The organism is Chromobacterium violaceum ATCC 12472 (assembly GCF_000007705.1).
In the GTDB taxonomy this organism is placed as follows: Bacteria; Pseudomonadota; Gammaproteobacteria; order Burkholderiales; family Chromobacteriaceae; genus Chromobacterium; species Chromobacterium violaceum.
Genome location: NC_005085.1, coordinates 2,991,882 through 3,017,652, shown reverse-complemented (window position 1 = coordinate 3,017,652; position 25,771 = coordinate 2,991,882). Strand labels below are relative to the sequence as shown.

25 protein-coding genes are annotated in these 25,771 nt (G+C 63.8%); 21 read left to right on the top strand and 4 right to left on the bottom strand.

The features are described from left to right. Positions 1-3: 3 nt before the first annotated feature. The 9 genes from leuD to CV_RS13580 all read left to right on the top strand — a co-directional run bounded on the left by leuD (position 4) and on the right by CV_RS13580 (position 6,196). Positions 4-642 carry a 3-isopropylmalate dehydratase small subunit gene (gene leuD / locus CV_RS13620; RefSeq protein WP_011136329.1) on the top strand — a complete coding sequence of 213 codons (639 nt, stop codon included), beginning with the start codon at positions 4-6 and terminating at the stop codon, positions 640-642. Between the two features lie 132 nt (positions 643-774). After that, complete coding sequence (locus CV_RS13615) at positions 775-1,170, top strand: GFA family protein (protein ID WP_011136328.1); 396 nt, start codon at positions 775-777, stop codon at positions 1,168-1,170. Positions 1,171-1,252: 82 nt separating this feature from the next. Continuing rightward, positions 1,253-1,876 carry a pyridoxamine 5'-phosphate oxidase family protein gene (locus CV_RS13610; RefSeq protein WP_218567026.1) on the top strand — a complete coding sequence of 208 codons (624 nt, stop codon included), beginning with the start codon at positions 1,253-1,255 and terminating at the stop codon, positions 1,874-1,876. A 19-nt stretch (positions 1,877-1,895) separates the two neighbouring features. Further along, entirely contained in the window at positions 1,896-2,195 is a 300-nt protein-coding gene (locus tag CV_RS13605; RefSeq protein WP_011136326.1) for a hypothetical protein, read from the top strand. Positions 2,196-2,205: 10 nt separating this feature from the next. Further along, on the top strand, positions 2,206-3,270 hold the full coding sequence (gene leuB, locus CV_RS13600; RefSeq protein WP_011136325.1) for a 3-isopropylmalate dehydrogenase: 1,065 nt from the start codon (positions 2,206-2,208) through the stop codon (positions 3,268-3,270). A 226-nt stretch (positions 3,271-3,496) separates the two neighbouring features. Next, the gene (locus tag CV_RS13595) at positions 3,497-3,877 is read left to right on the top strand and encodes a DUF6531 domain-containing protein (RefSeq protein ID WP_011136324.1); all 381 of its coding nucleotides are present in this window, start codon (positions 3,497-3,499) and stop codon (positions 3,875-3,877) included. Between the two features lie 81 nt (positions 3,878-3,958). Further along, positions 3,959-4,771, top strand: coding sequence for an RHS repeat protein (locus CV_RS24330; protein ID WP_011136323.1), 813 nt, complete (start codon positions 3,959-3,961; stop codon positions 4,769-4,771). Positions 4,772-5,091: 320 nt separating this feature from the next. Continuing rightward, positions 5,092-5,337 (top strand): hypothetical protein, encoded by a 246-nt coding sequence (locus tag CV_RS23585; protein WP_148206062.1) that lies wholly within the window; start codon positions 5,092-5,094, stop codon positions 5,335-5,337. Positions 5,338-5,971: 634 nt separating this feature from the next. Continuing rightward, entirely contained in the window at positions 5,972-6,196 is a 225-nt protein-coding gene (locus tag CV_RS13580; protein WP_043596312.1) for a DUF3955 domain-containing protein, read from the top strand. A gap of 265 nt (positions 6,197-6,461) precedes the next feature. On the opposite strand, the gene CV_RS23580 is transcribed toward CV_RS13580, so the two are convergent. Then, positions 6,462-6,698: a hypothetical protein gene (locus CV_RS23580; protein ID WP_147296150.1), complete on the bottom strand. Its 237-nt coding sequence runs from the start codon at positions 6,696-6,698 to the stop codon at positions 6,462-6,464. 799 nt (positions 6,699-7,497) lie between these two features. On the opposite strand from CV_RS23580, the gene CV_RS23575 reads away from it, so the two are divergent. The 11 genes from CV_RS23575 to accD all read left to right on the top strand — a co-directional run bounded on the left by CV_RS23575 (position 7,498) and on the right by accD (position 21,397). Beyond that, positions 7,498-7,926 (top strand): hypothetical protein, encoded by a 429-nt coding sequence (locus CV_RS23575; protein ID WP_147296149.1) that lies wholly within the window; start codon positions 7,498-7,500, stop codon positions 7,924-7,926. 291 nt (positions 7,927-8,217) lie between these two features. Next, positions 8,218-8,463, top strand: coding sequence for a DUF3955 domain-containing protein (locus CV_RS13575; protein ID WP_011136316.1), 246 nt, complete (start codon positions 8,218-8,220; stop codon positions 8,461-8,463). Between the two features lie 487 nt (positions 8,464-8,950). Beyond that, positions 8,951-10,057: an aspartate-semialdehyde dehydrogenase gene (asd, locus tag CV_RS13570; RefSeq protein ID WP_011136315.1), complete on the top strand. Its 1,107-nt coding sequence runs from the start codon at positions 8,951-8,953 to the stop codon at positions 10,055-10,057. A gap of 129 nt (positions 10,058-10,186) precedes the next feature. Next, positions 10,187-11,197, top strand: coding sequence for an aspartate-semialdehyde dehydrogenase (locus CV_RS13565; protein WP_011136314.1), 1,011 nt, complete (start codon positions 10,187-10,189; stop codon positions 11,195-11,197). A gap of 150 nt (positions 11,198-11,347) precedes the next feature. Further along, positions 11,348-13,615, top strand: a complete 2,268-nt coding sequence (locus CV_RS13560; protein WP_011136313.1) for a FimV/HubP family polar landmark protein — start codon at positions 11,348-11,350, stop codon at positions 13,613-13,615. 771 nt (positions 13,616-14,386) lie between these two features. Further along, complete coding sequence (locus CV_RS22240; protein ID WP_147296148.1) at positions 14,387-16,849, top strand: type IV pilus assembly protein FimV; 2,463 nt, start codon at positions 14,387-14,389, stop codon at positions 16,847-16,849. Positions 16,850-17,017: 168 nt separating this feature from the next. Continuing rightward, positions 17,018-17,806, top strand: coding sequence for a tRNA pseudouridine(38-40) synthase TruA (gene truA / locus CV_RS13550; protein ID WP_011136311.1), 789 nt, complete (start codon positions 17,018-17,020; stop codon positions 17,804-17,806). Positions 17,807-17,840: 34 nt separating this feature from the next. Further along, a complete protein-coding gene (locus CV_RS13545) occupies positions 17,841-18,461 on the top strand; it encodes a phosphoribosylanthranilate isomerase (protein WP_011136310.1) in 621 nt (206 codons plus the stop codon). Continuing rightward, a complete protein-coding gene (trpB, locus tag CV_RS13540) occupies positions 18,448-19,650 on the top strand; it encodes a tryptophan synthase subunit beta (protein ID WP_011136309.1) in 1,203 nt (400 codons plus the stop codon). Before CV_RS13545 ends, trpB begins: the two co-directional genes overlap by 14 nt. Positions 19,651-19,661: 11 nt before the next feature. Further along, positions 19,662-20,450 carry a tryptophan synthase subunit alpha gene (gene trpA / locus CV_RS13535; protein WP_011136308.1) on the top strand — a complete coding sequence of 263 codons (789 nt, stop codon included), beginning with the start codon at positions 19,662-19,664 and terminating at the stop codon, positions 20,448-20,450. 77 nt (positions 20,451-20,527) lie between these two features. After that, the gene (gene accD / locus CV_RS13530; RefSeq protein ID WP_011136307.1) at positions 20,528-21,397 is read left to right on the top strand and encodes an acetyl-CoA carboxylase, carboxyltransferase subunit beta; all 870 of its coding nucleotides are present in this window, start codon (positions 20,528-20,530) and stop codon (positions 21,395-21,397) included. Positions 21,398-21,442: 45 nt separating this feature from the next. Here the strand turns inward: accD and CV_RS13525 are convergent, their stop codons facing one another. From CV_RS13525 to tsaD, 3 genes are all read right to left on the bottom strand, one after another. After that, positions 21,443-22,153 carry a substrate-binding periplasmic protein gene (locus CV_RS13525; RefSeq protein WP_043596305.1) on the bottom strand — a complete coding sequence of 237 codons (711 nt, stop codon included), beginning with the start codon at positions 22,151-22,153 and terminating at the stop codon, positions 21,443-21,445. 108 nt (positions 22,154-22,261) lie between these two features. Further along, positions 22,262-24,166: an ATP-binding cassette domain-containing protein gene (locus CV_RS13520; RefSeq protein WP_011136305.1), complete on the bottom strand. Its 1,905-nt coding sequence runs from the start codon at positions 24,164-24,166 to the stop codon at positions 22,262-22,264. A 46-nt stretch (positions 24,167-24,212) separates the two neighbouring features. After that, positions 24,213-25,238: a tRNA (adenosine(37)-N6)-threonylcarbamoyltransferase complex transferase subunit TsaD gene (gene tsaD / locus CV_RS13515; RefSeq protein WP_011136304.1), complete on the bottom strand. Its 1,026-nt coding sequence runs from the start codon at positions 25,236-25,238 to the stop codon at positions 24,213-24,215. A 116-nt stretch (positions 25,239-25,354) separates the two neighbouring features. Between tsaD and CV_RS13510 the strand changes: the two genes are divergently transcribed. After that, positions 25,355-25,771, top strand: coding sequence for an OsmC family protein (locus CV_RS13510; protein WP_011136303.1), 417 nt, complete (start codon positions 25,355-25,357; stop codon positions 25,769-25,771).

Here is a 25,771-nt window from a genome sequence, read left to right as displayed (position 1 = left end):
ATTATGAAAGCATTCACCACTTTGCAGGGCCTGGTCTGTCCGCTGGACAGGGCCAATGTCGATACCGACGCCATCATTCCCAAGCAGTTCCTGAAGTCGATCAAGCGGTCCGGCTTCGGGCCTAACCTGTTCGACGAATGGCGTTACCTGGATCATGGCGAGCCGGGCATGGACAACGCCAAGCGTCCGCTGAATCCGGACTTCGTGCTGAACCAGCCGCGCTACCAGGGCGCGCAAGTGCTGCTGGCGCGCGAGAACTTCGGCTGCGGCTCCAGCCGCGAGCACGCGCCGTGGGCGCTGGACGACCAGGGTTTCCGCGTGGTGATCGCGCCCAGCTTCGCCGACATCTTCTTCAACAACTGCTACAAGAACGGCCTGCTGCCCATCGTGCTGGCGGCGGACATCGTCGACCAGCTGTTCCAGGAGTGCGAGGCGGCGCCGGGCTACAGCCTGAAAGTGGACCTGGCGGCGCAAACGGTGTTCACGCCGTCCGGACAGGCCTTCCTGTTTGACATCACCGAACACCGCAAGCACTGCCTGCTGGGCGGCCTGGACGAAATCGGCCTGACCCTGCAGCATGCCGACGAGATCAAGGCTTTCGAAGCCAGGCGCCGAGTCGAGCAGCCCTGGCTGTTCGCCTGAGGCGATGCCATGGCGTACCGCTGCCCGGTAGCCTGTCCGCGTCATCAGCACGGATAAAACATCCGCGCGGCGCGGGGCTGCCGGCGAAGGCGCCGGTTCAACCCAGCATTAACTACAGGAAGAGACGACTCCATGCCCAAGCGCCTTGCCGCATGCAGCTGCGGCCAGCTCACCGCCCAGGTCGAAGGCGAGCCGGTGCGCGTCTCCATCTGCCATTGTCTGGCTTGTCAGCGCCGCACCGGCAGCGTCTTTGGCCAGCAGGCCCGTTTTTACCGCAAGGACGTCGCCATCGCCGGCCATTCCACCGCCTACGTCCGCGTGGGTGATGAGGGTTCACGCGTCACCTTCCATTTCTGCCCGGCTTGCGGCGCCACCGTGTATTACGAACCGGAAGGAATGGAGGCGTTTGTGGCGATACCGGTGGGCGCATTCGCCGACCCGGGCTTTCCGCCGCCGAGCGTGTCGGTTTACGAGGACAGGAAGCATGGGTGGGTGGTGGTGCCGGAGGAGGCCGAGCATTTCGCGTAAGGCTGGCAGGCCATGCCGTCCAGCTTCCGGACGCGTCGGTGCAAGACCCGGCAGCCTGGCCTGGTCGAAAAAGGATTTTCGGATGCGGCGAATCGCCGGCATCCATTGCCGAGGGAGGCGCGACATGGGGCAGCGCTATCAGGAGCTGCAGGACTCGCACCGCGCGTTCATCGCCGGGCAAAAGCTGTTCTTCGTTGCCACCGCCATGCCGGATGGCCATGTCAACTTGTCGCCCAAGGGCATGGACTCGCTGCGGGTGCTGGGGCCGAACCGGGTGGCTTGGCTGAATGTGACCGGCAGCGGCAATGAGACGGCCAGCCACATCAAGCGCAGCTCCCGCATGACCTTGATGTTCTGCGCCTTTGAGGGCAAGCCGCTGATCCTGCGTCTTTATGGCCAGGCGAGGGCGGTTCATCAAGGCGATGCCGACTGGGACGGCTGTTATGGCCTGTTCCATCCCTTGCCGGGCGCGCGCCAGATATTCTTGCTGGACGTGGAGCTGGTGCAGGCTTCCTGCGGCATGGCGGTGCCTTACTATCAATACCAGGGCGAGCGGGAGCAGTTGAACGACTGGGCCCGCGCCAAGGGAGAGCCGGGCATTCGCTACTACTGGCGCAGCCGGAACGGCGTGAGCCTGGATGGCCTGCCGACCGGCATCGTCGAGAAAAGCGGCATGGTCCCGCTGGACAAGGCGACGCAGGAATGAAAACGGAGGGGGGATCGCCATGAGCGGCCGCGGCTGGATGGCCTGGCTATATCGCCGCCCGCTGGCGGCCTTTCTGCTGCTTGGCCTGAGTTTTTTGTTGTTCGGCGCGGGCACCGTCAATCTGGCGCTGCTGTTGCAGTTGAATTTGAGATTGTGGCTGGACGCCGGCTGGCAGGCGGCGATGGACGGCGCGCTGCGCCAGTTGGGAGAGCTGCTGTTGTCCGGCTATGCCGCGATGGCGGCCTACATCGTGTTCAAATGTTGCGAAAAGGCGCTGGTGGATCGCTTGACCCGGCGCGATGAAGAGAAACGGAAATAAGGAAGAAACCATGAAGATCGCCATTCTGCCGGGAGACGGCATCGGCCCCGAAATCATCGCCCAGGCCGAACGCGTGCTGGAGGTGCTGCGTCGCGACGGTCTGAAGATCGAAACCGAGCATGCGCCGCTGGGCGGCGCCGCTTACGACCAGTACGGCGTGCCGTATCCCGAGGCCACGCAGAAACTGGCGCGCGAAGCCGACGCCGTGCTGCTGGGCGCGGTGGGCGGCCCCGCCTACGACAAGCTGGACCGTCCGCTGCGCCCGGAGCGCGGCCTGCTGGCGATCCGCAAGGACCTCAACCTGTTCGCCAACCTGCGGCCGGCCATCCTGTATCCGGAGCTGGCCAACGCCTCGACGCTGAAGCCGGAAGTGGTGGCCGGGCTGGACATCATGATCGTCCGCGAGCTGACCGGCGACATCTACTTCGGCCAGCCGCGCGGCATCGCCGTCAACGAGCTGGGCGAGCGCGAGGCCTACAACACCATGCGCTACAGCGAGAGCGAAGTGCGCCGCATCGCCCACGTGGCCTTCGGCATCGCCATGAAGCGCAACCGCAAGCTGTGCTCGGTGGACAAGGCCAATGTGCTGGAAACCACCGAATTCTGGAAGGAAATCATGATCGAGGTGGCCAAGGAGTATCCGCAAGTGGAGCTCAGCCACATGTACGTCGACAACGCCGCGATGCAGCTGGTGCGCAACCCGAAGCAGTTCGACGTGATGGTCACCGGCAACATCTTCGGCGACATCCTGTCCGACGAGGCCTCGATGCTGACCGGCTCCATCGGCATGCTGCCGTCCGCCTCGCTGGATCAGAACAACAAGGGCCTGTACGAGCCCAGCCACGGCTCGGCGCCGGACATCGCCGGCCAGAACCTGGCCAACCCGCTGGCCACCATCCTGTCCGCCGCGATGATGCTGCGCTACAGCTTCGGCCAGGAAGCCGCCGCCCGGCGCGTGGAGGACGCGGTGAAAAAGGTGCTGGCCCAGGGCTACCGCACCGCCGACATCTACGAAGCCGGCTGCGAGAAGGTCAGTTGCTCCGGCATGGGCGACGCGGTGGTGGCGGCGATGTGACGCCGTTGGTCCGCTGATTGACGCGCGTGGCGCGATCCGCTGAAGGATCGCGCCATTTTTTATATAGATGGTCGGTTGTTGATTGGCGTTTTAAATCCTTGATTCCACAGTGAAGTGCAATTTTCATGCTCGAATGCGAATAAAATATTTTCACTTTCCGCTAAACTTTCGCCGCAAATCCAGGATAAGGCTGTTCGACACAACAGACTTTTGATGGGGTAGCGGTATGGTTGCAGTAGTGGCGGGTACGGGACTGGGTTTGCGCAACGGCTCGCTGGCGGCGCTGGGCGCATCAGGCCAGCTGGGCGCCGCGGCGTTCGGCCGCGGCGGCGAGCGGGTCTACGTCAACGCCGGCAACGGCAACCTGATCCTGCAGCACCAGGACGAGTTCCTGGCCGGCGGCCTGCCGCTGGGCCTGATCCGCACCTACAACAGCCAGGGCCTGTCCGGCGCGCTGAACACGGCTGGCAGCAGCGTCCACCGTCTGGCCGAGGACAGCAGCGACACCCTGTACGCCTACGACGCGGCGCGCGGGCTGTACGTGTCGCAACGCAGCGACAGCGGCGCCGACGACACCTTGCGCGGCGACGCCCAAGGCTGGACCTAGACCGACGGCGCCAGCCAGGCGCAGGAGCGCTACGACGCCGGCGGCCGCATCGTCAGCCTGAAGCGCGCCGGCGGCGAAGCCTTGTTTGTCGACTACGACGCCCAGGGCCAGCTGAGCCAGCTGCGCACGGTGTACCTGAAAGACGGCCAAAGCCAGACGCTGACCCGCACCCGCTACGGCTACGACGCCCAGGGGCGTTTGAGCAGCGTCACCACCGATCTCACCCCCGACGACAACAGCGTGGCCGACGGCCAGGTCTACACCACCCGCTACCTCTACGACGGCGCCAGCCGCCGGGTGGCCAGCCTGCAACAGAGCGACGGCAGCCAACTCGACTTCAGCTACGTCCAGGTCGGGTCCGACTACCGGATCCAGACCGTCAGCGACGTGCGCGACGGCCAGAAGCTGACCACCCGCTTCGACTACGACGCCGGCGGCGGGCGCACCACCGTCACCGACGCCGCAAACCAGGCCACCCAGTTCGACTACGACAACGGCCAGCTGCGCCGCCTCGCCGGCGGCGGGGTGGAGCAACGCTACAACTACGACAGCCACGCCCGGGTCAGCGACGTCACCGACGGCCGCGGCCAGAGCAGCCACTACGACTACGACGCCGCCGGCAACCGCGTCGGCGCGCGCGACGCGCAGCAACGGCAAACCAGCCGCCGCTACAACGCGCAGAACCAGCTGATCAGCGAAACCATCGCCGGCGTCGGCACCACCCGCCGTATCTACGACGCCAGCGGCCTGCATCTGCGTTTCAGCGTCAGCGCCGAAGGGCGGGTGCCGGCAAGTACCTGCTCAACTGCTTCGCGCTTGAGGGCCTCTGGGAAAGTACGTCTGGTCTTGGTCATGAACACTGCTCCTTGGTGGGGATTATCCACCTTAAGTTAGTGTCCATGGGGATCGGGACAGACCATTGGCGAAGACGCGGGGGCGATGAAGGAGATGAGGGCGCGGATGCGTGAACGGGCCGGAAAAGCCTAGCGACCGAGAGTGCAACCGCAAGTGGGTACACGCCAAGGATTGACCTAACTGATAGCTTTGTCCCACAGCGAATGAGAGCACCGGATGTGCGGTACCTATACCGAGGCTACGGTGACGTACACTATCTTGACGCCGTTATTGACTCGGAAGGTACGCTTGGCTTTGACATTCGCGCTGGAGGTAATAGCGCAACCCTCAGTGGTGGCAAAGATATGTTTTACGGGTTGATGAACCGTTTGAAGCAGGATGGAGTGCAAGTAAATCAGATACGTGGAACTTGGCTCGACGGAGATGGCAGCGTTAACTATGAAACGTACCGACAATTGACATCTGGTGCGAACCCATTGACGCCAGAGCAGGCGGCATTTTCAACTTGGACGGGTCAGCAAGCCAAAGGGTTCGGTTATACCCAGGTTGTTAAGCTTCAAGATTACGGAGTCGATGTTAAAGTCTGGTTTGGCAAGCCCAACTAAGGAAATAAGGACCATTCAGATGGCAATTCAGCCTCAAGAGTTTACGTCAGCGGATGCTGATGTTTGGAGAGCCAAGCTAAGTACCTATTTGTCGGTGAGTAGGTTGCTGCGCGACCTTTCTGCGGAGTATGGGGTGTCGCGAAATGATGCCGGAGTACTGCTTTATGAGCTCTTTGATAGTTTTTCGCTAGACGACATTTCCTACGTATGGAAGTGGGACTTCGATGGAAGTGGCAAGGGACTCTCGGACGAGGGGCTGGATCAGCGACTTGGTCACTTGTTGGGTAAGTGACGGTACGTTAGAACTGTTGGGACAGAGAGGGCGTAGCTCCAAAAGGTGAGTTGCCGCTATTCTGGTTGTCGCAACCAGGTGGTCTTAACGCCACGGAAGGTAAGCAAGTAGTTAGATGGGATAGCAGGGCCGTAGGTTGGGCTTCAGTTCATTCTCCCCAAGCTATGGTTCTGGCCGCGCGGGCAAAGTTCAAGAAACGGCCCTCTCTGCCAAGCTGAGTTGGATCGTGAAGGTTCATTGTGGGCCTGGCATGGTCCCAAGTATGGAACTCGGAGTGTAAAGCCTGGACTGAAGACTTATCCGCTACCTAGGTCTGGAACTATGCCACGCTCCTTGAAACACTTGCTGATCATCGTCGCGCTGATGGTGGCCGTCGGTTTAGCCTGCCTGGGTGCAGCCGCCTTGATCGGTTCCCATGTCGACGCGAACGGTGTGCTGCGAGAGTCCTTTGCGTTGATCGCCGGCGGCAGCTTTCTGATCGTTGCCAGTGCCGTGGTCGCTGCCACCTATTTGATGTGGCAAGGGTTGGCGGCCTGCTTTGCCCGCAAGCGCAGGTTTTACCGCTAATAGGGCCGTAGATACCGCCTTTCACTTCAAGCGGCTATGCGGAAACTGGTCCATCTGTGCTTGAGCGTGCTGAAACACGCAACCTTACCGGGCCGACTACGCCGGAGCCGCTTGAAGTGAAAGGCGGTATCTATGGTCCTATCGCCCCGGAGACATCTACAAAGCCGGCTGCGAGAAAGTCAGTTGTTCCAGCATGGGCGACGCGGTGGTGGCGGCGATGTAAGAAGCGGGATGGGCGGGCGGGGACATGCCCGCTCTGACTCTCCTATCCACGGTCATGCAGCGCTAGCGCGGCAGCCTTGCGCCAGCGCGGATCGGCGCGTAAGCCATCTTCTTGCCAGCAGGCGTGTACAAGCTTGATGACATGGTCGTTCTGTTGCTGGCAGGCACGGCGTTTCAATTCGTCCCAGTGGGGCGGTGAATCCGTTTGGGGCAAACCGTGAGGTTTGGGGTCATCCGAGATCATCGCCAGCAGCGCGCTGCGTGTCACGACGTCTTGCATTGGCTCGCTGTCCGGCAGGAAGGGGCTGAGAATGCGCAGCGCTCTGAGCGCGGGCAAGTCAGGCGCAAACGCCAGGGCCGTAGGTTGGGCTGAGCTTGCGAAGTCCAACGTTCACCGCGATACATGGCGATCAATATTTATGGGGTCGTGCATTTTGTCGGTAAGCGTTGGGCTTCATTTCATTCAGCCCAACCTCCGGCCCTATCAGAAGAACAAAACAGAGCGACCTGGGGGGTGAATAATGGTCAATAACTTTACTTACCTGGATTGGGTGAAATACTTGCCGGCTAGCGATGCTGGATATGCTCAGTGTTCATGCCTGGTTTGTAGTTCCATCGGCCTTTCTTATCAGTACTTTGGCTTTGCTGATAGTGAATTCGGCTGGAAATTGATTTGGTGTCGATCGTGCATGAATGGTATTCGAATTTCCAGGACGAGAGTTCCTGCTGAGGTACAGCCTCTTATTGCTGGCGAGGATCAAGAGCAGTTTCTCAATCAGCACTCAGAAATTAACCTGATCGCATAGTTGAATCGGACCAAGCCTTTCGTGGGAAGGTTCGGTGTTTAAAATGCGGCGGTTGCAACATTGGAGAGGGCCGTAGGTTGGGCTGAGCTTGCGAAGCCCAACGTTTGCCGCGATATATGGCGATCAATATTTATGGGGTCGTGCATTTTCTCGGTGAATGTTGGGCTTCATTTCATTCAGCCCAACCTACGGCCCTGTTGTTCTCTTTGGAGGACGTTACGACCCAAAGACAATTGTGCCGATTATTGATGTCCGATTTCCATAATGGGAGATATGAAAGTGATCATTAAGGAAGTGATGGCTTCCCGGCTCGGTATTGAGCCAGCTCATATCCGGTCCTACGAACTTGATGGGCTAGTGTACCTGACTTGGGCTGATAGCTTAGTGGTAGGGGCGCAATGTAGGATTTGCTACTCTATAATTTGGGTTGATCAGCGAGTAAACCCAGTTCTGAGTGAGCCTAAACCTAATGTGGTTCCAGATTATGGGGGCGGGTATTATGAGTATCAGAAAGAGAAAGTTCACCGATTTTTAGCATCAATGCCTGCTTGTCCTAAATGCGGCGGAGAGGATTTTGATCGATTTATTAATAATGTAAATTATCCACGTTTTCAGAGTGGTAAGGAATTTCCAAAGGGTGTTGTTAGCTCGGATCTAATTAAAGAGGATGCTAGTGCTGTTCTGGTTTATTTTGTTGAGTAATTTTTAATGGGTGGAGCCGTAAATTGGGCTGAGCTTGCGAAGCCCAGCGCTCATTGCGATATATGGCGATCAATATTTATGGGGTCGAGTATTTTCTCGGTAAACATTGGGCTTTGTTTTATTCAACCTAGACTACAGTTATGGCCGAGCGGGCAAAGCTCAAGAAACAGCCCTCTCTGCCAAGCTGAGTAGAATTGTGAAGGTTCATTGTGAGCCTAGCATGGCCCCAAGCATGGAACTCGGAGCGGAAAACCTGGACTGAGAACTTATCCGCTACCTAGGTCTGGAACTATGTCCTGTTCTTTGAAATCCTTGCTGATCATCGTCGCGCTGATGGCGGCCGCCGGTTTGGCCTGCTTGGGCGCGGCCGGTTTGATTGGTTCCCATGTCGACGCGGGCGGCGTGCTGCGCGAGCCCTTCGCGCTGATCGCCGGCGGCAGCTTTCTGATCGTCGCCAGCGCAGTGGTCGCCGCCGGCTATTTGATATGGCAAGGCTTGGCGGCCTGCTTTACCCGCAAGCGCAGGTTTTACCGCTAAGAATGGCTAACAAAATTCCTGATGCGGCGTTGCGCTGACTTGTCGTACTCAAGTACTGCCTGCGTCGGCGCGCCTTGCCTCAGCCGTAACACTGAGTTTTGTTAGCCACTCTTAAAGCGCGGCTGACGGTTTCCCCTGATGCCGTGCTTGCCTGGCCCGCTGCTTGGTCAAGCGGGGGGTGAGCCAGGCATGGCGCGGCATTGCCCAAGTCCCGGGCGCAATGCCGCCCAAACCTTGGTCCTCTGGGCGATGGCGGCGCCTGCCGGGCGCTTCCGGCATCCTTTGGCGCCGGTCTCAATGCCTGCCGGCAAGCCGTTCATCGCGGCTTAATCACTTGTTCTGCGGAACTTCACAATAAAAACGATTTACCCCATTGCCTGCCGTCGTGGCGCGCTGCACAATGGGGTAACAAAAATTTAACCGCCGCGCAGGCGTCAGCCGCGCGGCGGTCACGATTCGGACTTAGGACAGACTCGGGAGATTTCCAGTGAAAGTAGGCTTTGTAGGCTGGCGCGGCATGGTCGGTTCCGTGCTGATGCAGCGCATGCGCGAGGAAAACGATTTCGCGGCGATCGCGGAACCGGTGTTCTTCACCACCTCCAACGTCGGCGGCAAGGCGCCGGACATCGGCCGCGACGTGCCGCCGCTGAAAGACGCCGGCGACATCGACGAGCTGAAGGCGATGGACGTGATCGTCACCTGCCAGGGCGGCGATTACACCACCGAGGTGTACGGCAAGCTGCGCGCCGCCGGCTGGAAGGGCTACTGGATCGACGCGGCCTCCACGCTGCGGATGCAGGACGACGCCATCATCGTGCTGGACCCGGTCAACCGCGGGCTGATCGACCAGGGCCTGGCCAACGGCGTCAAGGACTACATTGGCGGCAACTGCACCAACTCCATCATGCTGATGGGCATGAACGGCCTGTTCCGCGAAGGCCTGGTCGACTGGGTGTCGTCCATGACCTACCAGGCGGCTTCCGGCGGCGGCGCCAACCATATGCGCGAACTGCTGAAGGGCATGGGCGCGATCCACTCCACCGTGGCCGAAGAGCTGGCCACGCCGTCGTCCGCCATCCTGGAAATCGACCGCAAGGTGGCCAAGGCCATCCGCGAGGACGTGCCGACCGAATATTTCGGCGCGCCGCTGGCCGGCGGCCTGATCCCCTGGATAGACAAGCAGCTGGACAACGGCCAGTCCAAGGAAGAGTGGAAGGGCCAGGCCGAGGTCAACAAGATTCTGGGCACTGCCAGCGTGGTGCCGGTGGATGGCCTGTGCGTGCGCATCGGCGCCATGCGCTGCCACAGCCTGGCGCTGACCGTGAAGCTGAAGCAGGATCTGCCGCTGTCCGAGATCGAAGCCATCATCAAGTCCGGCAACGACTGGGTGAAGTGGGTGCCGAACGAGCGCGAAATCTCGGTAAAGGAGCTGACCCCGGCCGCCATCACCGGCGGGCTGGAGGTGGGCGTCGGCCGCGTGCGCAAGCTGAACATGGGCGGCGAGTACCTGTCCGCCTTCGTGATCGGCGACCAGCTGTTGTGGGGCGCGGCCGAGCCGCTGCGCCGCATGCTGCGTATCCTGATCGAGCGCTGACGGGTAGAATAGGCGCCAGCCTGGGCCGGCATTGCCGGCCTCCACAGCATTCAAGGGCACTTCGGTGCCCTTTTCGCATTGCAATGCCGGCGGGGAGACGCCGCCGGCGGTAACGATAGGAACAAGATTATGTCGACTTCTCTGCAGATCGCCGTAGTGGGCGCCACCAGCCTGGTGGGCCAGGCCGTGCTGGAGCTGCTGGCCGAGCGCAATTTCCCGGCCGCCCGCGTGTTCGCGGTGGACAGCGCCGAGCAGAACGGCAGCACCGCCTCGCTGGGCAACCTGGAGCTGGACGTGCACCCGGTGGACGAGTTCAACTTCGAGAACGTCGGCCTGGCCATTTTCGCCGCCGGCGGCGACATCTCGCGCGAATACGTGCCGCAGGCGCGCGACGCCGGCGCGGCGGTGGTGGATTTCAGCTCCGCCTTCCGCAACGCCGCCGGCGTGCCGCTGGTGGCGCCGGCCATCAATGCCGCCGAACTGGAGGAGCTGGGCCGCGCGCCGCTGGTGGCGGTGCCCAATTGCACGGTGACGCCGCTGGCGCTGGCGCTGGCGCCGCTGGCGCCGCTGGGCATAGACCGGGTGACGGTGGCCACTTACCAGGCGGTATCCGGCAGCGGCCAGAAGGCGATGGAGGAGATGGCCGACCAGACCACCGCGCTGTTCTCCCAGCGCGACGCGGAAGCCAGCGTGTACGCCAAGCGCATCGCCTTCAACGTGCTGCCGCAGATCGGCGACGTGGACGACAACGGCGATTCGGAAGAGGAGCGCTCGGTGCGCGACGAAACCGCGCGCCTGCTGAAGCTGAAGCCGGAGCAGCTGGAAGTCACCTGCGCGCGGGTGCCGGTGTTCTTCGGCCATTCCTGGGCGGTTCAAGTCGAACTGCATAAGGAGTTTGACCTTGAACAAGCGCAAAAACGCCTGAAGGCGGCAGGATTGCAGGTGGTCGGCCGCGAGCAGCATGGCGGCTATGTGACGCCGATGGAGGCTACCGGCAACGAGATGGTGTGGGTCAGCCGCCTGCGCAAGCATGGCAAGGTGCTGAGCCTGTGGCTGTCCGCCGACAACGTCAAGGCCGGCGCCGCGCTGCATTGCGTGCGCATCGCGGAAATCCTGGCTGGACAAAGCGCGCTGATGTAAACGACGCGCACGGCATGCCAAGCCGGCATCTGTTGTGAAATCTGGCTAAACAACGTGCGAGGGCCTAAGATTGCAACAGTTGCACACTCGTCCCGCGGGGGGACGAGCGCCGATAACATCTGATAATGCGACAGTGCCGGAAGGTAGACAGTGAGAAATCAGGGAAAATTCAAGCTTGGCGTGCTGTTGATCGGCCTGGCGTACTCCGCGTGCGCCTGGGCCGGTTTGGGGAGGATTCATGTTCGCTCCAATCTGGGCGAACTGTTGAAGGCCGACATCGAAATGACCGGCGTGCAGCCGACGGAGCTGGATGCGGTCAGGGTGGGGCTGGCGGGTATCGAAACCTTCCAGGCTCTGAACGTCGATTACGCCAGCTCCCTGTCCTCGCTGCGCTTCGCGCTGAGTCCCAACACCCGCGGCGCGACGATACGCGTCAGCTCCACCCAACCCATCAACGATCCCTACCTGCGTTTCGTGGTCGAGGCCAAGGCGCCGTCCGGCCGCTCGGTCCGCGAATACACGGTGCTGCTCGATCCCGCCACCTACACGGCGCAGAACATCGTTCAGGATGTGCCGAGCTATGCCGACAGCGATCAGGCCAGTCGTTACCGCCAGGCCGAGCCGGCGAAGCTGGCGCCGGCCGCGCCGCGCGAACTGACGGTGCGCCAGGGCGCCACGCTGCGTTCGCTGGCGGCCAAGGTCAAGCCCAAGGGCGCGTCCCTGAGGCAGACCATGGCCGCGCTGGCGCAGGCGAATCCCGACGCTTTCGCCGATGGAGACGTCAACCATCCAAAACCCGGATCGAAGCTGCAGGTGCCGTCCGCGCGCAAGATGCGCGCCATGTCGGCGAGCCAGGTGGCCGGCATCCTGGGCGAGCCGGCTCCGGCGGCGCAAGCTGCGCCCGCCGGCGGCCAGTCCGGCGCGTCCGCAGCGGGCAAGGGCGGCGACGTGCTCAAGCTGGCGCCGGGAGACGGCGCGGACAATTCCAAGCTCAACGACCTGCAGCAGCAGATCAACGCCCGCGAAAAGGCCCTGCAGGACGCCACCACCCGCATCGCGGCGCTGGAACAGCAGCTGAAGGCGCTGCAAAGCAGCCTGCAGGCATCGGGCGCCAAGCTGGAGCCCATCGCCCAGGCCGCCGCGCCCGCGCCGTCCAGCTCGCCCGCCGCGGCGAGCGCGCCACATCCCGTGGCGGCGGCCAGCGCGCCCAAGCCGATGCCCAAGCCCGTTGAGAAGCCCCATCCCAAGCCGCCGGCGCATCCGGCGCCGCCGCCGGCCCCATCGTTGATGAGCAGAGTGTTGGGCTATCTGCCGCTTATCGGCGGCGGCGTGGCCGGGGTGGGTCTGCTGGCCTTGCTGGGGATCATGATCGCCAGGCGGCGCAACGCGGCGGCCGACGCCGCGGGCAGCGCCGCGCTCAGCCGCAATACGGTGGGCGGCCACGGCCCGAGCACCGTCGGCGGCAGCAATTCCTTCATGAGCAACTTCACGCAGGCGGCCGGCGCCATCGATGCGGCCGAAGTCGATCCGGTGGCGGAGGCGGAGGTCTACATCGCTTACGGCCGTGACCAGCAGGCGGAGGAAATCCTCAAGGACGCGCTGCAGAAGGACCCATCCCGCCACGAGGTCCGGATGAAATTGATGGAGGTGTACGCGGCGAGGCCGGATGTGGCCAGTTTCGAACGCCTGGCCAAGGAGATGCACGCCGCTTTCGACGGCAAGGGCGTGATGTGGGCCAAGGCGGCCGCCTTGGGCAGGGCCATCGATCCGAGCAACGCGCTGTATCAGATGCCGGAAGGCGACGCGGAGCCCTCGCCGTCTGCTGGCGGAGGCGAAGTGATCGATCTGGACCAGGAGCTGTTCGGCGAGGAAGCGCCCGCGCCGATCGAGGCGGCGCCTGCTCCGGCCGAACCAGCGCCGGCGCAGGAGCAAGAGGCCGACCCGCTTGCCGCATTGTTCGATACGCCGCCTGGAGGCGCCGGGACGGCGCCGGAAACCGAAGCCCATTCGCTGGATTTCGATCTGGACGCCATGCTGTCCGCCGAGACGGAAGCCGCGGAAGCCAAGGCCCCTGAGCCTGAAGCCAATATGCTGGACTTCGACTTCAACCTGGAAGCCGCGCCGGCGGAGGAGGCCAAGCCGGCCGAGTCGTCCGCCGGCGGCTTGGAGTCGCTGTACGAGGACATGCTGGCGGAAGAGCCGCAGGCGGCCGAGGCCCCTCCGGCCCCGCCCGAGGCGAAAGCCGATGGGGTATCGGTGATGGACGACCCATTGGCCACCAAGCTCGACTTGGCCAAGGTTTATCTGGATATGGGCGACCGCGAGGGCGCGAGGGAGGTTTTGCAGGATTTGCTGAGCGAGGCCAAGGGCGCGCTCAAGGACGAAGCCCAGGCGTTATTCGACAAGATCAGCACTTGAACGACTTTCTTCTCTAGCCGACAGGCCGCCCGCAGCTATTTGTCTCGGGCGGCTTTTTTGATGTCGGCGATTTCCCAGGCTGAATGGCGGGAGAATGCAGCGGGCCCAAACCATTCCCTGGCTTTATCATGCCGGGAATGGAATTTCCGTCGACTGGGCAGGGCGCATGCGTTTTCAGGCGCGATGCGCTAAAGCCGATCCATGCGGACTTGAGCTTGCGACAAACTGATTGTTTGGGTCGAGGCCCGCCGATTTTTTTCTGGCGGCAATGCGCCGTCCTGCCGAAACGGGAATTGGGATGCGCGGCGGATGCGGGCGAGTTTGAGTCCGGCATTGCGTTTCGCATGGGATTGTCAGGCGAAAGTGCTATAAGGTTTAATTATGCGTTTTTGCAGTATGCCGGCCGGCTTGTCTGGATGGAATTTCAGGGCGGGAAGCGGCGATTGTTTTTTTCGCGGCGCCAAGTTAGGGGCTGTTGAAGTTTGCTGAGCGGTCGCGCCGGGATGCGTTTTGCGGTGAATCGAGGCGTTTCGCGCGCCGCATAGTCATGCTCTGCCAGCGCGGAACAAGGAAGCGTCGTCGCGAAAAGCGCCCGGACCTGCGGGTTTGGCCGCTTTGGGACGGAAGCCGCGTTGCCCAGCCCTTGCATAGCATGGCTATGTGTCGGACTGTGCGCCTTGCTTCCGTCCCAAATCGGCGCAAACGCGATCCACTCACCAAACGTCAACAGCCCCTAGTATCATGCACGCATAAAGATTGGGAACATCAACGATGGCTGCAAATTTTCGCAAAACGGGTCTGGCGCTCTTGCTGGCAGGCATGGGCGGCATTTACTCGGCCCATGCCGGGCTGGGGCCCATACGCGTGATGTCTGCGGATGGGGAGTCGTTTTCCGCGGAGATACCGGTCGTCAACGAAAACATCGAAGACCTTGCCCAGGTCAATCTGGCCGACCGCAATGATTTCCCTCTGCTTTCCCCTTACAGCGGTTCCGCTCCGGTTCTGCATTTCAGCTTGGTGCGCACCAGCGACGGGCACATCAGCAAGGTGTTGGTGAAAGGCCCATCCAGTTTCGGCGAGCCTTTGTTGCGCTTCGCGGTAGAGGTGCGCTGGCCGGCCGGCAGCCTGGTGCGGGAGTTCGAGGTCGATTACAAGCGGGACGGCCCGCGCCGCAAGGATCCGCCGCCAGCGGGCGGCGATGACGGCAAACGCCATGCGGCGACGCCGGATCAGGGGACCAGGCTTGACGGCGCGGGGCTGGGCGACATCCGCGTCAGCTCCAGGCTGGGCGAGCGCTTGGCCGCGGAGTTGCCGTTGCTGGGCGGCGCTTTCGACAAATCAGAGCAGTTGCGCGTTTCCATCCTGCCGGACCCTTCGCAAGGCGCGGCGATGAAGGAGCAGCTGTCGCTGGTCGCGTCCATCACGCACCAGTTGGATCGCTCGACCGACGGGCGGAGAATGCTGTTGCTGTCGTCGTCTCAGCCCATTACCCAGGCCAGGTTGTCATTCAGGGTGGAAGTGGTCGCAGGAAACGTCCGCGCGCAGAAAACCTATAGTCTGGCGCTGGACGGCGCTGCGGCCCAAGGGTCGGAGCAGGCCCGGGCGGCGGCAAAGCCGGAGCCGAAGAGCGCGCCCCGGCAGGCCGCGGAGCATGCGCTCGACGGCAAGGTTTACCACGTGAACAAGGGCGATACCTTGTCGGCCATCGCCATGCGCGTGCGCGGGCATGCGCGCGGCGAGGACGTGGCGGGCAGGCTGCTGCGGGACAATCCGGATGCGTTCATCCGGGGAGATGCCAACCGATTGCTGGCGGGGGCGGAGTTGCGTTATCCGGCATCCTGGGCCATGCGCGATGCCGTCGATCGCGAAGAGGGCGGCAGGCCGGAAGCGGCAGCCAAACCGGGCAGCATGGCCAAACTGTTGGCAGAAGGGCATCAGGCCGACCAGGCGAAGTCCGCTTCTTCCCGGACGGAGGCGCATCCTGAGGCCAAGCCCGCAGCGGCGCCTGCGGTCAAGCCCGAAGCCAAGGCGGTTGCGAAGCCGGCCGTCAAGGCCGCATCGTCTCCGGCGGCGCTGGCGGCAGAGCGCCGCATGCGCGACCTGTTGATGAAGCAGGACCAGGCGCTGAAGCAGACGGAACAGCGGGCGAAGGCGCTGGAAGAGCAGATTCGCGCGTTGCAGCAGACCAAGAGCAAGCCTGAGGCGGACGAGGCGCCGGCATCGCCGACGGCGCGCAAGCAGGAGGCGGATGTGTCCGCCAAGCCCGCCCCCGCCGAGCCCAAGCCGGCGATCGCCAAGCCGGAAGCTCCTGCGGCGAAGCGGGAAGAGCATCCTTCCCCGCCGGTCGGGTTCATGCCGGCGGCATCCGCGCCTCAAGCGCCGCCGCAGCTGGCCCAGCCTGTCGAGCGCAAGCCAGAGCCGGCCGCGCAGGCGAAGCCACAAGCGGAGCGCGGCGTGGCGGCAGAAGCGATGGCGGCCTTGAGCGATCGGGATGTGCTGATCAAGCTGGGCGGGGCCGCCGCCGCGTTGGGGCTGGTGGCATTGCTGTTGATGCGCCGCCGGCGCGCGGCAGCGGAGGGCGGGGAGTCGGCAGGCCACGCAGATGGTGGCGATCAGTCGGCTACGATGCAGCTGAAGCCGTTGACCTCGTTGATGAGCTCCTTGAAAAAGGGCGAGGGCATAGATTTGGACTCCGTCGACGTGATGGCGGAAGTGGAGGTTTACCTGGCGTATGGTCGCCAAGACCAGGCCCTGCTGATCCTGCGCGAGGGCCTGGACAAGGAGCCCCAGCGGCAGGACCTGCGCTACAAGCTGCTTGAGGTGCTGGCGTCGCAGTCTGACAAGGCCGCGTTCATCGAGGAGGCCGCCACGGCCAAGCGCATGTTCGGCAAGGACAGCACCATGTGGCAACGCGTCTGCGAGCTGGGCCGCGCCGCAGCGCCCGACCATCCGCTATTCGAGCGGGAGGCCGGCGCGGAGCCTCCGAGCGCGTCGCTGACGGCCGCCGCGCCAGAGCCTCGCCCGGCGGTGAGCGCGCCGCCGCCGGGACCGGCCGCCGCGCCGGCTCCGCCGTCAGTCCCACCCGCGGACCCAGCGCCTGCCGCTCCGCCTGCCGCGGCATCGGCGGTGGTGGAGGAGGATGCCGAGAAAATGGAGCTGGCCAAGCTTTACATGGAGATGGGCGACAAGGAAACCGCCGAGCTGCTGATGCGGGAGGCCCAGCACGGCCGATAGGCGCGGCGAGGCGAGCGGCGAATGGCACCGGTTTTCAACCGGTGCCATTTGTTTTTGTATTGCGGCCAAGCGTGTGGCGCAAACCGGGCAGGATAGGATAAAGTGGGGTTTTATCGCCCTGGCGGGGTTTTGTCCTGCAAGGGGCTTGCAATGAATGGATGAGTGGGTATGAGAATCGCGCTCGGCATTGAGTATGACGGTCGGGCGTTCGCCGGCTGGCAGAGTCAGCCGCACGGCAACACGGTACAGGACAGGCTGAACAGGGCGCTGGGGCAGATCGCCGGCAACCGCGATGTGGTCACCCACGCCGCCGGCCGCACCGATGCCGGCGTGCATGCCGCGATGCAGGTGGTTCACTTCGATACCGACGCATCCCGTCCGCTCAACGCCTGGGTGAGAGGCGTGAACGCCTTGCTGCCGCCGGAAGTGGCCGTGGTATGGGCGCGAGAGGTCGGGGACGATTTCCATGCCCGGTTTTCCGCGTTTTCCCGCAGCTACAGCTATTTTCTGCTGACCCACCCGGTCCGCTCCTGCCTGTTGGCGGGGAAGGTGGGCTGGTATCACCAGGCGCTGGATGTGGCGGCGATGAGGGAGGCGGCGGCCGGGCTGCTGGGGCGGCACGACTTTTCCAGTTTCCGCGCGTCGGAATGCCAGGCCAAGTCGCCGGTCAAGGATTTGCAGCGGCTGGACATCATCGAGGCGGATGGCTTGCTGCGCTTCGATCTGCACGCCGACGCCTTTCTGCATCACATGGTGCGCAATATCGTCGGCGCCCTGCTGTACGTCGGCAAGGGCGCGCTGAGCCCCGCCGACATGCAGTCGCTGCTGGCGGCGCGGGACCGCACCAGCGCGCCGCCCACCTTCATGCCGGACGGGCTGTATCTGACCGGCGTCGGTTATCCGGATGAGTTTTCCCTGCCGTCCCGCTGCGAGGCGGCGCGGCTCAGATTGCGCTGAAATGCAACGCTTTATAGGGCGAACATAGAAAATCGTGGTCAGAATCAAAGTTTGTGGCATCACCAGGCCGGAAGACGGCGCAGAGGCGGCCCGCTTGGGCGCGGACGCCGTCGGGCTGGTGTTTTACGGCAAGAGCCCCCGCAACGTGTCCATAGAGCAGGCGCGCGCGGTGATCGCCGCGCTGCCGCCTTTCGTCAGCGTGGTGGCCCTGTTCGTCAACCCGGAGCGCGAGTGGGTGGAGCAGGTGCTGGCGGGCTGCGCCGTAGACGTGCTGCAATTCCACGGCGAAGAGAGCGCCGAGTTCTGCCGCTCTTTCCACCGGCCCTATCTGAAGGCCGTCAGGGTGAGGCCGGGCGTGGATCTGCTGGAATCGGCGCGTCGCTATCCGGATGCGCGCGGCCTGTTGACCGACGCCTTCGTCGAAGGGGCCCACGGCGGCACCGGCACCACCTTCGACTGGGCGCTATTGCCGCACGATTTGCCGCTGCCGCTGATTTTGTCCGGCGGCCTGGACGAAAAGAACATCGCCGAAGCCGTGCGCCGGGTGAGGCCGGCCGCGGTTGACGTCTCCAGCGGAGTGGAGGCGGGCAAGGGAATCAAAGACGCCGCCAGGATGGCGGCCTTCATATCAGGAGCAAGACATGGATCGGTATGATTTTCCGGATGCGCAGGGCCATTTCGGCCCTTACGGCGGGGTCTACGTCGCCGAAACCTTGATGGTGGCGCTGGACCAGCTGAAAGAAGAGTACGCCCGAGTGAAGGCCGATCCGACGTTCTGGCAGGAGTTCCATCATGAACTCAAGCACTATGTCGGCCGGCCCAGCCCGGTCTACCATGCCAAGCGCTGGTCCGAGCAGCTGGGCGGCGCGCAGATCTGGTTCAAGCGCGAAGACCTGAACCACACCGGCGCCCACAAGATCAACAACGCCATCGGCCAGGCGCTGCTGGCCCGCCGCATGGGCAAGAAGCGGGTGATCGCCGAGACCGGCGCCGGCCAGCACGGCGTGGCCACCGCCACCGTCGCCGCGCGCTACGGCATGGAGTGCGTGGTGTACATGGGCGCGGAAGACGTGAAGCGCCAGTCGCCGAATGTGTTCCGCATGAAGCTCCTGGGCGCCACCGTGGTGCCGGTGGAGTCCGGCTCCAAGACGCTGAAGGACGCGCTGAACGAAGCGATGCGCGACTGGGTGACGAATGTCGATTCCACCTTCTACATTCTCGGCACCGCCGCCGGCCCGCATCCTTATCCGATGCTGGTGCGCGATTTCGTATCGGTGATCGGCGCGGAATCCAAGATCCAGATGCCGGAAGCGATAGGCCGCCAGCCCGATGTGGTGGTGGCTTGCGTGGGCGGCGGCTCCAACGCGATCGGCATGTTCCATCCTTACATCGAGGTGCCGGGCGTGCGCATGGTGGGCGTGGAGGCGGGCGGCCACGGCGTCGCCAGCGGCAAGCACGCCGCGCCGATTTCCTCCGGCGCGCCGGTGGGTGTGCTGCACGGCTCCAAGAGTTATCTGATGCAGGACGCGGACGGCCAGATCGTGGAGACCCACTCGGTGTCCGCAGGCCTCGATTACCCCGGCGTGGGGCCCGAGCACTGCCATCTGAAGGACATCGGCCGCGCGGAATACGTGTCGATCGACGATGACGAAGCGCTGCGCGCTTTCCACGACTGCTGTCATCTGGAAGGCATCATCCCGGCGCTGGAGTCCAGCCACGCGCTGGCCTGGGCCGCCAAGGTGGCGCCGAGCATGGGCAAGGATCAGGTGATCCTGGTCAATCTGTCCGGCCGCGGCGACAAGGACATCAATACCGTTGCCGGCTTGGCCGGCATCACGCTGTGAAGGGGGCGAGAATGTCACGCATTGCTAACTGTTTTGCCGAGCTCGCGGGCAAGAAAGCCCTGATCCCGTTCATCACCGCCGGCGATCCGCATCCTGGCTTGACCGTGTCGCTGATGCACGGCCTGGTGGACGGCGGCGCCGACATCATCGAGTTGGGCGTGCCGTTTTCCGACCCGATGGCCGACGGCCCGGTGATCCAGCGCGCGTCCGAGCGCGCGCTCAAGCACAAGGTCGGTCTGCGCCACGTGCTGGAGATGGTGGCCGAGTTCCGTCGCGACAACGCAACGACGCCCGTGGTGCTGATGGGTTACCTGAATCCGCTGTGCGCGATGGGCTATACCGAATTTGCCAGCCGCGCCAAGGCGGCCGGCGTGGATGGCGTGCTGACGGTGGATTGTCCGCCGGAAGAGGCCGCCGAGCTTGAGTCCGCGCTGGACGCCCACGGCCTGGACACCGTGTTCCTGGTGGCGCCGACCACGCCGCCGTCGCGGGTGGCGGAAATCGCCAAATTGGCGCGCGGATACGTCTATTATGTGTCGCTGAAAGGCGTGACCGGCGCCGGACATCTGGACATTGAGGATGTAGCGCGTAAAATTGCTGCCCTCAGACAACAATTGCCGCTGCCGATAGGCGTGGGTTTCGGGATTCGCGACGCCGCGACTGCCAAGGCCATCGCGGCCGCCGCCGACGCGGTGGTGGTGGGCAGCAGGCTGGTGCAGGAAATTGAGGCGGCGACACCCGAAACTGCCAGAGAGCAGTTAACTCGTCTGGTGGCCGAATTGAAGGCCGCCATCCGCTAGAACACAGACGGGGGCGCAGCGCCCCCGTCGCAATGTGGCCGGAATGATATCCGGCCACCCAGATTCAAGGAGTCAGCATGAGCTGGTTGAACAAGCTCCTCCCGCCGAAGATCAAGCGCGAGAACCGCGCCGACAAGCCTTCAGCGGTGCCCGAAGGGCTTTGGAGCAAGTGCCCGGAATGCGAAGCGGTACTGTATTACACCGACTTGGAAAACAATCTCCAGGTATGCCCGAAGTGCGGCCATCATCATCCTCTGACGGCGCGCCAGCGCCTGAACCTGCTGCTGGACGAGGAAGGCCGGCGCGAAGTGGGCGAGGAAGTGAGGCCGGTGGACATCCTGAAGTTCAAGGACAGCAAGAAATACCCGGATCGGCTGACGGCGGCCAAGAGCGACACCGGCGAGGACGACGCGCTGGTGGTGATGCAGGGCAGCATCCATTCGCTGCCGGTGGTAGTGGCGGCGTTCGAATTCAAGTTCATCGGCGGCTCGATGGGCTCCGTGGTCGGCGAGCGCTTCGTGCGCGGCGTGCGCGCGGCGGTGGAGGCCAAGGCCCCGTTCGTCTGCGTGGCGGCTTCCGGCGGCGCGCGGATGCAGGAAGGCCTGAATTCGCTGATGCAAATGGCCAAGACCAGCGCCGCGCTGCAATTGCTGACCGAACACAAGCTGCCGTTCATCTCGGTGCTGACCGATCCGACCATGGGCGGTGTGTCCGCTTCGTTCGCCTTCCTGGGCGACGTGGTGATGGCCGAGCCCAAGGCCCGCATCGGCTTCGCCGGCGCCCGGGTGATCGAGCAGACCGTGCGCGAGACGCTGCCGGAAGGCTTCCAGCGCGCCGAATTCCTGCTGGACAAGGGCGCGGTGGACATGGTGGTGGACCGGCGCGAGTTGAAGCGCAAGATCGCCGGCATGATCACGCTGCTGATGAAGGAACCGGCCGTGGTTTGATCGGTTCGGCCCGGATCATGAAAGCGCCGCCTTCGGGCGGCGTTTTCATTTGGATCGGCAGCCCTGCAGCGCGTTGTTGAACTGGGTCAGGAACTGCGGGTCTTCGCGAGAGAGAAATGCCTTGCCGAAGTAGACGCCCATCGGCAGCGCCTCGGCCAATTCGCTGCGCAGCTCGGCCTGCAGGCCCAGCCGGGCGATCAGCGCGTCCACCGCATAGGCGTTGCCCAGCACGGCGTCGACGCGGCGCGATTGCAGCATGCGCAGCAGCTGTTCGCTGTTGCCCGGCGTGGAGGTCAGCTGGTAGCCATGGTCGCGCAGCCAGACGTCCATGTTCGAGCCGTTGAAGGCCGCGATGCGCGCCTGGCGCTTGAACTCCGGGCTGGAGGGCGACAGCGGGCTGGATTTCAGCAGGTACCAGCGGCGCTCATATGGCAGCAGCGCGCCGGAGAGAACGGCGTAACCGTCCCGCTCTTCGGATGGGGTGGCGGCGAAAAAGCCATCGAATTGCTGGCGCTGTACCAGCCATTGGGCGCGCGGCCATGGCAGGAAGTCCAGGGTGTAGGGACGCTGCAGTTTTTTCAGCGCGCAATCGACGATGCGCACCGCCAATCCATCCGCCTGGCCGTTGTCGCGGGTGAAGGAAAGCGGAGGCTGCTGGTGGGTGGCGAGACGGATGGGATCCGCCGGAAAGGCGCAGGACGCGGCCAGCAGTAGCATGCTGGCCTGCAGGAGCTTGTGCGTGGTCGCATGCGGCATGATGGGTTCCGGTTGGCGGGCGGGCCCGTCTTCTTCTTTAGCGTAAGAAGATGGCGGCGGAGATTGCAAGCCATTTCTCTCTCCGCCATCACCCATCGCATGCGGCGCTCAGTCGGCCTGAGCCAGCGCTTCCAGCTGCTCCTGCACTTCCATCCATTCCTCTTCGACGATTTCCAGCCGGCTGGCGACTTCGCCCTGGCGTTTCACGCTGTCGGCCAGCTTCTGGCGGTTGGCATCGTCGTAGGCCTCGCTGGAGGACATGAAGGCTTCCAGCTCGGCTTTCTCGTCGCTCAGCTTGTTCATTTCCTGCTCCAGCTTGGACAGGCGGGTTTGCAAGGGCTTGCGTTGCTTGGCCAATTGCTGGCGAGCCTCTGCCTCCTGGCGCTTCTGTTCCTTGCGGTTGACGCCCTGGGCGTCGCCGTCGGACGGTTTGCCGCCTTCCGCCAGTTGGGCGATGCGCCATTGGCGGTAGTCTTCCAGGTCGCCGTCGAAGGGCTGCACCTTGCCGCCGCTGACCAGCCAGAACACGTCGGTGGTGGACTCCAGCAGGCTGCGGTCGTGGGAGACCACGATCAGCGCGCCGGTGAAGTCCTGCAGCGCCAGCGTCAGCGCGTGGCGCATTTCCAGGTCCAGGTGGTTGGTCGGTTCGTCCAGCAGCAGCAGGTTGGGTTTCTGCCACACGATCATGGCCAGCGCGAGGCGGGCCTTCTCGCCGCCGGACATCGGGCCGACCGGGTCGGTGGCGGCGTCGCCGCGGAAGTTGAAGCCGCCGAGGAAACTCCTGAGCTCCAGTTCGCGCGTGGTCGGCGCCAGGCGCTGCATGTGCTGCAGGGGGCTTTCATCCGGGCGCAGCGTCTCCAGCGTGTGCTGGGCGAAATAGCCTATCTTCAGCATCTGCGCGTTGATGCGCTCGCCGGCTTGCGGCGCGAGGTCGCCGGACAGCAGCTTGACCAGCGTCGACTTGCCGGCGCCGTTGACGCCCAACAGGCCGATGCGCGCGCCGGCTTCCACCGACAGGCTGATGCCGGACAGGATGGTCTTGTCGCCGTAGCCGGCGTCGGCCTTGTCCAGCTTCAGCAAGGGATTGGGCAGGTGCTCGGGGCTGTCGAAATGGAAGTCGAACGGCGAAGCGATGTGGGCCGGCGCGATCCGTTCCAGCTTCTCCAGCGCCTTGACCCGGCTCTGCGCCTGGCGCGCCTTGCTGGCCTTGGCCTTGAAGCGGTTGATGAACGATTCCAGGTGGGCGATCTGGCGCTGCTGCTTTTCGTATTCGCCTTGCTGGCGCGCCAGCTTCTCGGCGCGCATGACTTCGAACTGGCTGTAGTTGCCGGTGTACAGCGTCAGCGTCTGGCTGGCCACTTCGACGATGTGGCTGCAGATGGCGTCCAGGAAATCGCGGTCGTGCGAGATCACCAGCAGGGTGCCGGGATAGGCCTTCAGCCAGTCCTCCAGCCACAGCACCGTTTCCAGGTCCAGGTGGTTGGTCGGCTCGTCCAGCAGCAGCAGGTCGGAGCGGCACATCAGCGCCTGGGCCAGGTTCAGGCGCATGCGCCAGCCGCCGGAGAAGCTGGCCACCGGGCGCTGCTGGGCGGCCTCGTCGAAGCCCAGGCCGGTCAACAGCTTGCCGGCGCGCGCCGGGGCGGAGTAGGCGTCGATATTGGCCAGCTCGCCGTGCAGATGGCCGATGGCGTTGCCGTCATGCTTGTCTTCCGCGTCGGCCAGCTGCGACTCCAGCGCGCGCAGCTCCTTGTCGCCGTCCAGCACGTAGTCGAGCGCGCTGCGTTCCAGCGCCGGCGTTTCCTGCGCCACGTGGGCGACGGTCCAGTTGGGCGGCAGCAGCATGTCGCCGCCGTCGGCGTGCAACTCGCCCAGCAGCATGGCGAACAGGCTGGACTTGCCGACGCCGTTGGCGCCGGTCAGGCCGGCCTTGTAGCCGGGATTCAGCGTCAGGTTGGCGCCGATCAGCAATTCCTTCAGGCCGCGGCGCAGGCTCAGATTTTTCAGTTGGATCATATTGATTTTCTGGCCGCGCGGCCCGGGACCGGCGGCATGGATGCGTTTATACTGCCGGCAGGCTGGACAAATCCCAGCGCGGCTTGATGGTGAAGCCGCCGGCCGGCTCCGCGAATTTCAGGCGCATGGCGCCGGCGAAGGCGATCATCGCGCCGTTGTCGGTGCACAGCGCCAAGGGCGGGTAGAACACGTCGAAACGCTTGCGCGCGGCGGCGTCGTTGAGCGCGGCGCGCAGCTGCTTGTTGGCGCCGACGCCGCCGGCCACCACCAGCCGCTTCATGCCGGCCTGCCTCATCGCGGCGAGGGACTTTTTCACCAGCACCTCTACGATGGCTTCCTGGAAGGCGCGGCAGATATCCATCCGCGTCTGTTCGTCCAGCTCGCCCTGCGCGGACTCCTGCTGGCGCACCAGCGTCAGCACCGCCGTCTTCAGGCCGGAGAAGCTCATGTCCAGATTGCCTGAGTGCAGCATGGGCCGCGGCAGCGTGAAGCGGTCCGGGCTGCCGGATTCCGCCAGCCTGGACAGCAGCGGGCCGCCAGGGTAGGGCAGGCCCAGCAGCTTGGCGGTTTTGTCGAAGGCCTCGCCGGCGGCGTCGTCCACGGTCTCGCCGAGGATTTCGTAGTCGCCGACGCCGCGCACCGCCATCAACTGGGTGTGTCCGCCGGAAACCAGCAGCGCCAGGAAGGGGAATTCCGGCTTGGGATCGGCCAGCAGCGGCGACAGCAGATGGCCTTCCAGGTGGTGTACCGGGATGACGGGAATATTCAGGCCGAAGGCCAGCGCATTGGCCATGCTGGCGCCCACCATCAGCGCGCCGCCCAGGCCAGGGCCCTGGGTGTAGGCGATGGCGTCCAGATCGGCGAGTTTCTTGCCCGCCTCGGAGAGGCAGGCTTCGGTCAGCGGGATGGCGCGGCGGATGTGGTCGCGGCTGGCCAGCTCGGGCACCACGCCGCCGTACTCGGCGTGCATCGCCATTTGAGTATGCAGCTGATGGGCCAGCAGGCCGCGTTCGGTGTCGTACAGCGCGACGCCGGTTTCGTCGCAGGAGGATTCAATGCCAAGTACCAGCATGGGTGCAGCTCGGATATAACGGGACAATCTTTCTATTCTACCGGTGAATCTTTGTCCGCCCAAATCGGCAGTGTTAGTCTGATGAACATTTTTGATCAAAAAAGGGGAGCAGGACGATGCAGGCGAGGCTGAAATGGGTGGACGGCGTGTGTTTCATGGGCGAAACCGGCAGCGGCCACGCGGTGGTGATGGACGGCGCGCCGGAGGGCGGCGGCCGCAACTTGGGGCCGCGGCCGATGGAGCTGGTGCTGCTGGGTACCGCCGGCTGCACCAGCTACGACGTGATCACCATCCTGAAGAAGTCCCGCCAGGATGTGCGCGATTGCTGGGTGGACATCCAGGCCGACCGCGCCGACGCCGATCCCAAGGTATTCACCCGCATCCATTTCCATTTCGTGGTGGTCGGGCGAGAGTTGAAGCCGGACGCGGTGGAGCGGGCGATCAAGCTGTCGGCGGAGAAATACTGTTCCGCGTCCATTATGCTGGCCAAGACCGCCGACATCACCCACGATTTCGAGCTGCGCGAAGACTGA

Excerpts from the sequence above, each read along its gene's own strand:
- CV_RS13595 (WP_011136324.1), top strand. The coding sequence starts at position 3,497 with ATGGTTGCAGTAGTGGCGGGTACGGGACTGGGTTTGCGCAACGGCTCG.
- CV_RS23580 (WP_147296150.1), bottom strand. The coding sequence starts at position 6,698 with ATGCAAGACGTCGTGACACGCAGCGCGCTGCTGGCGATGATCTCGGAT.
- trpB (WP_011136309.1), top strand. The coding sequence starts at position 18,448 with ATGGATCGGTATGATTTTCCGGATGCGCAGGGCCATTTCGGCCCTTAC.
- CV_RS13615 (WP_011136328.1), top strand. The coding sequence starts at position 775 with ATGCCCAAGCGCCTTGCCGCATGCAGCTGCGGCCAGCTCACCGCCCAG.
- CV_RS13525 (WP_043596305.1), bottom strand. The coding sequence starts at position 22,153 with ATGCCGCATGCGACCACGCACAAGCTCCTGCAGGCCAGCATGCTACTG.
- CV_RS13565 (WP_011136314.1), top strand. The coding sequence starts at position 10,187 with ATGTCGACTTCTCTGCAGATCGCCGTAGTGGGCGCCACCAGCCTGGTG.
- CV_RS13605 (WP_011136326.1), top strand. The coding sequence starts at position 1,896 with ATGAGCGGCCGCGGCTGGATGGCCTGGCTATATCGCCGCCCGCTGGCG.
- CV_RS22240 (WP_147296148.1), top strand. The coding sequence starts at position 14,387 with ATGGCTGCAAATTTTCGCAAAACGGGTCTGGCGCTCTTGCTGGCAGGC.
- leuD (WP_011136329.1), top strand. The coding sequence starts at position 4 with ATGAAAGCATTCACCACTTTGCAGGGCCTGGTCTGTCCGCTGGACAGG.
- leuB (WP_011136325.1), top strand. The coding sequence starts at position 2,206 with ATGAAGATCGCCATTCTGCCGGGAGACGGCATCGGCCCCGAAATCATC.
- CV_RS13520 (WP_011136305.1), bottom strand. The coding sequence starts at position 24,166 with ATGATCCAACTGAAAAATCTGAGCCTGCGCCGCGGCCTGAAGGAATTG.
- CV_RS13510 (WP_011136303.1), top strand. The coding sequence starts at position 25,355 with ATGCAGGCGAGGCTGAAATGGGTGGACGGCGTGTGTTTCATGGGCGAA.
- accD (WP_011136307.1), top strand. The coding sequence starts at position 20,528 with ATGAGCTGGTTGAACAAGCTCCTCCCGCCGAAGATCAAGCGCGAGAAC.
- CV_RS13575 (WP_011136316.1), top strand. The coding sequence starts at position 8,218 with ATGTCCTGTTCTTTGAAATCCTTGCTGATCATCGTCGCGCTGATGGCG.
- tsaD (WP_011136304.1), bottom strand. The coding sequence starts at position 25,238 with ATGCTGGTACTTGGCATTGAATCCTCCTGCGACGAAACCGGCGTCGCG.
- CV_RS13610 (WP_218567026.1), top strand. The coding sequence starts at position 1,253 with ATGCGGCGAATCGCCGGCATCCATTGCCGAGGGAGGCGCGACATGGGG.
- CV_RS23575 (WP_147296149.1), top strand. The coding sequence starts at position 7,498 with ATGAAAGTGATCATTAAGGAAGTGATGGCTTCCCGGCTCGGTATTGAG.
- CV_RS23585 (WP_148206062.1), top strand. The coding sequence starts at position 5,092 with ATGAACCGTTTGAAGCAGGATGGAGTGCAAGTAAATCAGATACGTGGA.
- truA (WP_011136311.1), top strand. The coding sequence starts at position 17,018 with ATGAGAATCGCGCTCGGCATTGAGTATGACGGTCGGGCGTTCGCCGGC.
- trpA (WP_011136308.1), top strand. The coding sequence starts at position 19,662 with ATGTCACGCATTGCTAACTGTTTTGCCGAGCTCGCGGGCAAGAAAGCC.